General features: G+C 63.8%; 4 protein-coding genes. 2 read left to right on the top strand and 2 right to left on the bottom strand.

Features of this window, described 5'->3' with window-relative positions; genetic code table 11:
* Together AC1D13_RS16640 and AC1D13_RS16635 are read right to left on the bottom strand one after the other, a co-directional pair.
* A partial coding sequence (locus tag AC1D13_RS16640; protein WP_477689940.1) for a two-partner secretion domain-containing protein occupies window positions 1-5,670 on the bottom strand: 5,670 nt, incomplete at its 3' end.
* Window positions 5,671-5,707: 37 nt separating this feature from the next.
* A complete protein-coding gene (locus tag AC1D13_RS16635) occupies window positions 5,708-7,312 on the bottom strand; it encodes a ShlB/FhaC/HecB family hemolysin secretion/activation protein (protein ID WP_477689939.1) in 1,605 nt (534 codons plus the stop codon).
* A gap of 572 nt (window positions 7,313-7,884) precedes the next feature.
* Here AC1D13_RS16635 and AC1D13_RS16630 point away from each other — a divergent pair.
* The gene (locus AC1D13_RS16630) at window positions 7,885-8,175 is read left to right on the top strand and encodes a co-chaperone GroES (protein WP_007872916.1); all 291 of its coding nucleotides are present in this window, start codon (window positions 7,885-7,887) and stop codon (window positions 8,173-8,175) included.
* A gap of 92 nt (window positions 8,176-8,267) precedes the next feature.
* Window positions 8,268-9,920, top strand: coding sequence for a chaperonin GroEL (groL, locus tag AC1D13_RS16625; protein WP_411877453.1), 1,653 nt, complete (start codon window positions 8,268-8,270; stop codon window positions 9,918-9,920).
* Window positions 9,921-10,034: the final 114 nt, after the last annotated feature.

Genomic DNA, 10,034 nt, shown 5'->3' with positions numbered 1-10,034 from the left:
GTTGGTGCGGCCCTTGCCTTTGCTGGCGCTGACATTGACGAGGAAGCCGTCGGTGCCAAAGCTCACGCCGACGCTGCCCGAGCTGCTGCTGTTGGTGCTGCGTTCGCTGGCGAGGTTTTGCGCGGCCAGAAGCCGGGCTTCGTTTTCGGCGATGAGTTGCACGGCCTTGCCGGCTTCGACGGTGCTGCCCTGTATGGTCAGGTTGCTGGCTTGTCCGCCGCCGGTGGCGGCAATGGTGATGTTGTTGCCAGCGGTGATGTTGCTGCCGCGCGCGGTGTTGCTTTCGCTCAGGGAGTTGCTCTGGCTCTTGCTGCTGCCGATGCTGATGGCCAGGTTGATACCACCCGCCTGCTCGGCCGCGCTGTGTTCTGTTGCTGCACTGGGGTTGTTGCCCGTTGTGTTCTGGCCGGCCTGGATGGCGTTGTAGGCATTGTTGGCAGCAAAGGCCATGTTGGCACCGGCCAGGGCCTGCATGCGGCTGTCCTTGGTCTGGCTGGCCGCTTCGCTCATCTTGTCGATGGTCTGCAGCGCGCTGATGACGGGGGAGGTGATTTCCAGCGTCAGGCCGCTTTGCTTGAATTTCTGCTCGGTCTCGCTGCGGCTGGCTTCGCGGGCTTCCACGATCTCTACCGTTTTGGCGGCAATGGTGATGTCGCCTTTGGGTGCGATGACGTCGCTGCCGACCTGTTTGTAGACGTCATTGGCCACCAGGGTCACATTGCCGCTGACGGCGCCAACGGTGGAGGCGGCTGCGGTGGTGCCGCGGTTTTTCTGGTCGTTGGACTGCTCGCGCACGCCGACGGTGATGCCGAAGCCGTCGCCATCGAGCAAACCCGACTCCTTCTTCTCAAAGAAAGACGTGCTGCTGCTGGTGTTGGTGGCTGCCTCGATGGCGATGTTGCGGCCGGCGGCCAGGGTGGTGCCGGTGTCGCTGATGACGGCGCTGCCTTTGACATTGATGTCTTTGCCTGCCACCACGGTGACCGTTTTGCCGCCCAGGCTGGAGCCGACGGCGTTGTCCTGGTCGGTGGTGCGGCGCTCTTTGGTGCTGGTGCTGCTGAATAGGTCGCTCTCGGCGGTGGTCATGCCAAAGCCGAAGCTGTTGGTCTGCCGGCCTGCGCTGAGGTTGACGTTGTTGCCGGCGCTGGCGGTGAGGTCGCCGGTGGCCTGGACGTTGGCGGCGCGGGCGTTGAGGTCGTTGCCGGCGTTCAGGCTCAGGCTGCCTGCGGTCTGAATCTGGCTGCCGACCTCTTTGGTTTGCGCGTCGCGCACAAAGTCGTCGTCGCCGCGGCGCTGGTCGCTGCTGTTGGCGGTGGTGACGGTGGCCAGGTTGATGTTGTTGCCGGCAGCAAGCATGGTGCTGCCGCTGGTGTTGTTGTTGCCGATGACACCGGCGATGACGTTGAGGTCGCGCCCGGCGCTGGCGACCAACGTACCGGTGGTGAGTTGGCCATTGCCCGTGACATAGAGACCGGCCACCCGATCAATGCCAGTCATGCTGAAGGTGTTGTTGCTGGAAGCATTGACGGCAGTGGCCGCGCCGTTGGTGCCCAGGCCGCCGGTGCGGTTGGTAGCGCTGCTGGTGGTGGTGACGATGTTGATGTCGCGCCCGGCCAGGGCCGTGAGGCTGTTGACGGCGTCGATCTGCCCGCCGGTGACATTGATGTCGTTGCGGGCGGCTACGGTGACCGCGTCGCCGGTGATGCGGCCGCTGATGTTCTGCACGTTCTCTGCCGTGAGGTTGACGACGTTGCGGCCTGCGATGGTGCCGCTGTTGCTGAGATCGCCGCTGAGGTTGATGTTGACCTCGCGCCCGGCGAGCAGCACGCCCTTGCCGTTCAAATCGCCGGCGCGGGGCACGACGTAGACCACGGGCACCAGGGCCTTGACCTGCACGGTGCCGCCACGGCCATCGGGCACGGTGACGTCCTGCTCGACCAGCCAGACGATGTCACTGGTGAGCTGGGCCACCTGCGCGGCCGTCAGCGCGACGCCGGGGCGCAGCTGGAATTGCTGGGCAAAGGTGACACCGGCGTCCATCAGCGCCTTGTACTGGACTTCTTCGCTGGTGTAGTTGGCCAGGAAGCGCTGGCCGGTGAGCTGGGCTACCTGCTCGTTCACCAGGCGCTGCTCGTAAAAGCCGTCGCCCAGGCGCTTCTGGGTGGTGGCCGGGTCCAGGCCCAGGGCATTGAGCATGTAGTCGCTGCCGAGCCAGTTGCGGTAGTTGGCAAAGCGCGGGTCGGTCTCGACGATGAAGTTGCCCGCGGGGTTGGGCGTGACGCGGAACAGGCTGCTGCTGGGCACCGTCAGGCTGTTGCTGCTGGCCGGCAGCGCTGCCGCGCCGCCGGCCACCACGGCCGCCGCCAGCTGGGTGCCGCTGGCCAGGCCCTGGCTGGAAGGCGCCGTCATGCCCTGGCTGCGGTTGACGTCCAGTACAAAGGTCTTGGGCACGTCCTGCACGTAGGCGGAGTCGCGGTAGGCGCTGTAGTCGTAGTCGCAGCCGTCCCAGCCGCCGCAACCTTCGTCGTAATGGCTCCAGGCATAGGCGGTGCCGTTGCGCTGGGCGTTGACGGTGATGCTGCGGCCGCGGTTGTCCACGGCCCGGCCGGTGATGTTGAGGGCGCCGCCGGCAACGATCTGCGCCTGGTCGTTCAGGAGCGCATCGCGCGCGTTGAGCGTCATGGCGCCGCCGCTCAGGATGCGGCCGGGCGCGCTGCGGGTGATGGTGGCGCTGGGAACTGACTGGTTGTAGTCGCGGAAGGCGTCAAAACTGACGGCGTTGGCCACCACCGTGGCGCGGAAGGCGTCGATGCTGGCCTGCAGGGCAACCCAGGGTGCGGCGGCCGCATCCCAGGCGGCAACCGCCACCGGATTGGGGGGCACGTAACTGGATTCATGGCCGGTGTAAGTACCTGTTGGCCGGGGGCCGGGAATGCCGCTGGTGGGCCTGGCGACACCAAAGACGTCCCAGACCGGGCTGCTGGCGTCATAACCGAAATACGCCGGCATGTAGACAGAGGTCAGCGACTCACGGGCGCCGGTGACTGAGTTGTGCGGGGCGATGTAGGCGTAGGGGCCGCTGAAGTAGGGTGCGTATTTGGGGTCTGCATAGGGCGCGCCCTTGAGCAGGATACTGCCCTTGCCGAGAGTGTTCAGGTGCCCCGTGTAGGGCGGCAATGCGCCGTCTTCTGAAAACCACCGCCCCCCCAAAGACTGGGCGGCAACGCTGTCGACATTGGCGGCATAAAGATAACCGCCGATGGGTGCCGGGCTGAGGTTGCCGTCGTTGAGCAGCCAGCCCACATCATCAGGCGAATAAGTGCCTTGGCCGGTAACGTATTCCTTGCCGTTGGCGCCGGGCGAAAACTGCACCGTGTAGGCAAAGTCAGGGTTGGTGTTGTTGATCTGCGCGGCGGCGATCGTGAGGCCGCCCAGCGACTCGATGGTGCCGCCGGCGTTGTTGACCGCCTGGGCCAGGCCCGTGGCCTGGCGCGATGCGTCCAGGCTGCCGCCGATGTTGAGCGCCGCTGCGCCCGTGCCGCCGCTGAAGATGAGCGCACCGATGCCGTTGTTGATGGTTCCCGCGCCGATGTCGAGCCGGTTGCGCGCGGCGATCACGCCGGCCTTGGTGACGCCGGCAATGGTTTCGGGTGTGTTGTTGAGGGTGGCGGTGGCGATGCTCAGGGTGTCGCCGTAGATGCGGCCGGTGCCGATGTTGGTGATGAGCTGCGCATCGAGCCGGGTGACCTGGCCATCGATGAGGCCGCGGTTGGTCAGGCTGTTGGTGGCCGTGAGCTGCGTGGTGGCGCCGGTGATTTCGCCGGTGGCCGCGTTGTCGATGTCGGTGGCTGACGCGGTCAACGTACTGCCGGCTTGCAGCTTGCCGGCGTTGGTGATGCCGGCCGCGTTGATGGTGAGGTTACCCCCCGCAACCAGCTGGCCACCAGCAGTGTTGTCGAGCACACCGGCGGTGGTGATGGCCAGGTCGGCGCTGCCGGTAGTCTGGACCGTGCCGCCCTGGTTGGCCAGGCTTTGCGCCTGGAGTGTGATGTTGCCGTTGCTGGCCAGCGTGCCGCCGGTGTTGTTGATCTGGCCCTGCGCGTTGACGCTGCCGGCGGTGGTGCCGGTCTGGGTGATTTGCCCGCCGAGGTTGGACAGGCTGCCTGCCGCCAGGCCCAGCTGGCCGGCCACCACGGTGGCCGCGTCGGTGCGCAGGGTTTGCGCCGTGCTGGTGGCCAAGAGGCCGGTGGCATTGAGGTTGGCGCGGCTGGCGTCGATGTCGCCGGCCGTGGCCGTGAGCGACATGCCCTGGGCGCGCAAGGTGCTGTCGGCCAGGTTGAGCTGGCTGCCTGAGAGAGAGGCGTTGCCGCCGGCCAGGGCCTTGCCTGCGATGGTGACGGCACTGGCCGCGTTGATGGCCAGGTTACCGCTGGCGGCGAGGCTGCCGTCGCTGTTCAGCCCCGCGGCGATCACGGCGCCGGTGGCCGAGGTGACCTGCGCGCCCGCACCGCTGGCCTGCACCGTGGCGTTGCCCTGGGCGCCCAGTGTGGCGCTGCCGGTATTGCTGACGCCGGCCTGGCCCGCTACTGTGGTGTTGCCATTGGCATACATCGTGCCGCTGTTGGTGGTGACGCCGGTGGTGGCGGACTGCAGGTTGCCGCTGGCCAGCAGGCTGCCGCTGTTGGTGAGCCAGCCGTTGGACTGCAGCACCAGGTCGCCGCCCGTTGCGTTTATGGCACCGGCGTTGCGCACACCCAGGCCGGTTTCGGTGCCGATCAGGAAAATCTTGCCGGCATACATGCCGCCGACCTGGGCCACGTCAATCGCATAGGTCGGTGCAGGGCCGGTGCCGGCTATCGGTGTGGCGCTGGTCTGTGCCGCATCCACCTGGTTGGCACCGGTCGTCACGCGGAGCTCTTTGGCCCAGATACCCGCATTGAGCTGCACAGCCCGGGCGAGGATGCCGGTGTAGTCGGCCGTGCTGGTGTCCAGGCCTGCGCCGTTGACCGTGATGCTGCCGCCCTGCACGCGAAAGCCGTCGAGCGCACCGCTGTTGAGCACCGGGCTGCCGGTGGTGAGGGTGACGCGGCTGGCATTGAGAAAGCCGCCACCGTTGACGTTGATACCCGCCGGGTTGGCGATGATGACCTCGGCACGCTGGCCGGCGACTTCGACATAGCCCCGGATCTGGCTGGGGTTCGACGAATTCACTTCATTGAGGATGACGCGGGCTGCGCCTGTGGCCAGCCAGGGGTTGGCCCCGACGAAACCGCCGAGCTGGGTCTGCACATTGCTGCGGCTGTTGTTGAGGATGACGCCGCTTTGCGGCACATCAAACTGGATATACGTGTTGCGGCTGACACCGCCGGCACTGGGTGACTGGATATTGACCTGCGGCAAGCCATTGGCGGTTTGCAGAACGGTGGGGCGCTGGTTGGCCGGGGCTGACGGGTCTGCAACGACCTGTGCCTGCACGGCCGGTTGCAGCCACAGCACAGCACCCAGCACGGCAAGGCGCAGGGGGTGCAGGCAGGCCAGAAGATCCACGGAAGCGGCCACGCCCGACGTTTCACCACCTGCCGCCTTGCCCTGGCTGCTGGCGGTGTCGGCCACCACCATGCGTTGGCCGCGCTTTGAATTGAAGATGATGCGGTGCAGGTTCTTGTTCATGGCGAAAGGTCAGCTGATATGACAGAAAGGGGAAGCGTTAGAACGAAGCGTTGAGGCTCACGCCCACTGTGCTGTTGGCGGTACGAAAGAATTCGGGTTTTTTGACGGGCGCGCCGATAAAGAAGTCGTATTGCAACTTCTTGAAGCTGCCGCGCAAACCGATCACGGCGCCGGTCAGCCGCTTGCCCGCCAGGAATTCACTGCTGGGCCCGGCCACCTCGCCGTGGTCCAGGCCGACGTAAACCTCCTGGCCGCTCTCGCCCAGCGCGGTGCTGAGTTCATTACGCAGCAGCCAGCCACGTTCGGCGCTCAGCGAAGATTCGCCGTCGAAACCGCGCACGGTGTAGCGCCCGCCGATGGCAAAGCGGTCTTGCGGGGTCAGGGGCGTGCGGTCGTGTTGCAGGTGCCATGTGGCGCTGTAACGCATGCCCTGGTCGGCAATCTTGAAGGGAACGGTCAGGTTGGCATCCGCATTGATCACGGCAAAGCGGGATGTCCCTTCACCAAACGCTTCTTCCGGTGCAGGTAGCGAGCCGAAGGCGCCGGTACCGCGCTTGTACGCCACATTGCCTTCGAGCGTAGCCTGGCCTATGAACTCCTTGTGGCCGGCGCCGAGCTCCCAGCCGCCGACGATGCGGCGCTGCACCTCGACTTCGGTGTCGTCAATGAAGTTGTTGGAGCGGCGCTGGAAAGCCTTCAGGCTGATGGAAGTCTTGCGGCTGGCGTCGCGGTAGACGAGGCGCGAGAGCTTGAGTTCGGCGTTGCTGCTGGTGCCGCGGTAAACGTAATCCTGGTTGAGGCCAGCGACGCTCTGAAAGTAGCGGTTATCGCTGACGGTGGCGCCCAGCGTCCAGTAGCCCAGAGGCAGCGAGTAATGCACGGTGCTGCCGCGCGTGCCGCGGCCACCCGGTTCACCGCCGCCCAGGTCGGTATTGAGCGATACATAGAACAGGTCGTTGAGCGTCAGCGCATTGTCGTAAGACAGGGTGATGCCACCCTGGTATTTACCGGTGGCTTTGGATCCGCTGTCATCGGCAAACACCGAGAGGCGAAACGGAAAGGCCTGCTTGTAGCTGATGACCAGGTCGCTCTGGCCCGGCTGGACCTCCGCGCCCTTGGCTTCCTCGATCTGGATGTCGGCTTCGGCCGTGGGCACACGCTTGAAGTTTTCCAAAGCCTGCTCGATGTCGCGCAGGTTCAGGATGTCACCCGGCCTGGCAGGCAGGGCCGTCCAGGCATTGCCACGTGCGTCACTGCCTTCGGAGAACCGGACGGCACGGATACGGCCGGGGATCAGCGTGAGCGCGAGGATGCCTGTTTTGAGGTCTTGCGGCTCGGCGAGCACACGCGTGGTGACGTAGCCGCGGGCAATCACGGCGTTTTGCACGCGCTTGATCACGATGCCGATGCTGCTTGTGCCCAGGCAGCGGCCTGTTGGCGAATCGCTCGCGTCCGGCCCGGCTGCGGCATCAAGCGCCCAGGCGAATTGGGTCGCCAGCGCGGCTGATTCGCCGGCAGCGGTGCGCAGCTTCAGGGTGTGGACCGGAAAGCACGGCGATTCGGCCGTAGGCAGCCTGGCAGCCTCTGCCTCAGGAACCTTGGGCGGCCGCACATCGGGCGTACGTTCCTGCTGCTCTCGCATCAGCCGGTCGCGCTCCTCTGCACGGCGCTGCTCCTGCTCGGCGCTGCTTTGCGGCGCGGGCTGGGCAAAAACGTTACAAACTATGACAGCCGTGGCAAGGCCGACGCACAGTTTGCGCAGGCTGGCTGTTGGTTTTGCAGATTTTGGGGTGCATGCTGGCACCGCCCCGAGTGATACACCCAAGTCATCGTGTGGCTTGGCCAATCACGCTCTCCCTGTTTCCGGTTTGTTGTTCTCGCCAGGTCATACACCTGGGTTAACCCGAAGTTTAAATTTTGCGGAGTGGAAATGTAAGGAATGTTACTTACAAGACCTTGGAAGTGTTGGTTTTTGGGGCGCGATGAGAGGAATCATTGGGGTCCATCTACGCGGACTGCGGTCTTGGCACCCGTTCAGCAAAAAGGCAGTTTTCGGCCCTTCACCTTGAAAACCGTCCGGAATGCCTCTATGATTAGCACTCGATGGTATTGAGTGCTAACAAAGCCCAGTCAATCCACCAAGTTAACAGGCACTCACTTTTACGTGGGTGCTTTTTGATTCCCAAAACCATTGTTCTCAAACAAGGAGCTCTCATGAAACTTCGTCCTTTGCACGACCGCGTGATCGTCAAACGCGTGGAAAACGAAACCAAAACCGCTTCCGGCATCGTCATTCCTGACAGCGCCGCTGAAAAGCCTGATCAGGGCGAAGTGCTGGCCGTTGGCCCAGGCAAGAAGAACGACAAGGGCGAACTGAGCCCCGTGGGCGTGAAAGTTGGCGACCGCGTGCTGTTCGGCAAATACAGCGGCCAGACCGTCAAGGTCGACGGCGACGAACTGCTCGTCATGAAAGAAGAAGACCTGTTTGCAGTGGTCGAGAAGTAATCTCTCTTCTGCTATTTATTTGATAGCTGCTGGCGCACGTCCTACTTGGGCTAGCAGGCGATTTCATCCATAAACTTTAAGGAATCTGCATCATGGCAGCAAAAGACGTAATTTTCGGCGGCGAAGCCCGCGCACGCATGGTCGAGGGTGTGAACATCCTGGCCAACGCCGTCAAGGTAACCCTGGGCCCTAAAGGCCGTAACGTGGTTCTGGAGCGCTCGTTCGGCGCCCCCACGGTGACCAAGGACGGTGTGTCCGTCGCCAAGGAAATCGAACTCAAGGACAAGCTGCAGAACATGGGCGCGCAGATGGTCAAGGAAGTCGCTTCCAAGACTTCTGACAACGCTGGCGACGGCACCACCACCGCCACCGTTCTGGCTCAAGCCATCGTCCGCGAAGGCATGAAATACGTGGCCGCGGGCATGAACCCGATGGACCTGAAGCGCGGTATCGACAAGGCCGTGCTGGCCCTGACCGAAGAGCTGAAGAAGGCTTCCAAGCCCACCACCACCTCCAAGGAAATTGCCCAGGTCGGTTCGATCTCTGCCAACTCCGACGAATCCATCGGCAAGATCATTGCCGACGCAATGGACAAGGTTGGTAAAGAAGGCGTGATCACCGTGGAAGACGGCAAGTCCCTGCAAAACGAGCTCGACGTCGTCGAAGGCATGCAGTTCGACCGCGGCTACCTCTCCCCTTACTTCATCAACAACCCTGAAAAGCAGTCCGCACTGCTGGACAACCCCTTTGTTCTGCTCTACGACAAGAAGATCAGCAACATCCGTGACCTGCTGCCTACCCTGGAGCAAGTCGCCAAGGCCGGCCGTCCGCTGCTGATCATTGCCGAAGAAGTCGAGGGCGAAGCCCTGGCAACTCTGGTCGTGAACACCCTGCGCGGCATCCTGAAGGTTGTGGCTGTGAAAGCCCCTGGCTTCGGCGACCGCCGCAAAGCCATGCTGGAAGACATCGCCTGCCTGACCGGCGGCAAGGTCATCGCTGAAGAAGTCGGCATGTCGCTCGAAAAAGTGACGCTGGCTGACCTCGGCCAGGCCAAGCGCATCGAAGTGGGCAAGGAAAACACCATCATCATCGACGGCTCCGGCGCCGCTGCCGACATCGAAGCACGCGTCAAGCAAGTGCGCGTCCAGATCGAAGAAGCGACCAGCGACTACGACCGTGAAAAACTGCAAGAGCGCGTGGCCAAGCTGGCCGGCGGTGTTGCCGTGATCAAGGTTGGCGCTGCCACCGAAGTCGAAATGAAGGAAAAGAAGGCCCGCGTGGAAGACGCACTGCACGCTACCCGCGCTGCCGTGGAAGAAGGCATTGTGGCCGGCGGCGGCGTGGCCCTGCTGCGCGCCAAGCAAGCTGCTGGCAAGATCGCCGGCGACAACCCTGACCAGGACGCCGGTATCAAGCTGGTGCTGCGCGCCATTGAAGCCCCCCTGCGCGAAATCGTTTACAACGCAGGCGGCGAAGCCTCTGTGGTGGTCAACGCGGTTCTGGCCGGCAAGGGCAACTATGGCTTCAACGCCGCCAACGACACCTACGGCGACATGATCGAAATGGGTATCCTGGATCCCACGAAGGTCACCCGCACCGCACTGCAGAATGCAGCCTCCGTCGCATCCCTGATGCTGACGACCGAAGCCATGATCGCCGAAGCTCCGAAGGAAGAATCCGGCGCCGGCGGCGGCATGCCAGGCGGCATGGGTGGAATGGGCGGCATGGGCGACATGGGCATGTAATGCCTGCCTGAGCTTCTCGCTCCAGCAAAAAAAGGGCCGCTTTCGCGGCCCTTTTTTATTGCCCGCTCACTTTGTACGAAAAACGTTTTCACACAGCAAGGCCTTTCGTCTGCG

The sequence above is a fragment of the Polaromonas sp. P1_E12 genome, from assembly GCF_056405975.1.
Note: the sequence above shows the minus strand (reverse complement) of the source record. Positions and strands in the feature narration are given on the sequence as shown.

Excerpts from the sequence above, each read along its gene's own strand:
- AC1D13_RS16635 (WP_477689939.1), bottom strand. The coding sequence starts at position 7,312 with ATGCGAGAGCAGCAGGAACGTACGCCCGATGTGCGGCCGCCCAAGGTT.
- AC1D13_RS16630 (WP_007872916.1), top strand. The coding sequence starts at position 7,885 with ATGAAACTTCGTCCTTTGCACGACCGCGTGATCGTCAAACGCGTGGAA.
- groL (WP_411877453.1), top strand. The coding sequence starts at position 8,268 with ATGGCAGCAAAAGACGTAATTTTCGGCGGCGAAGCCCGCGCACGCATG.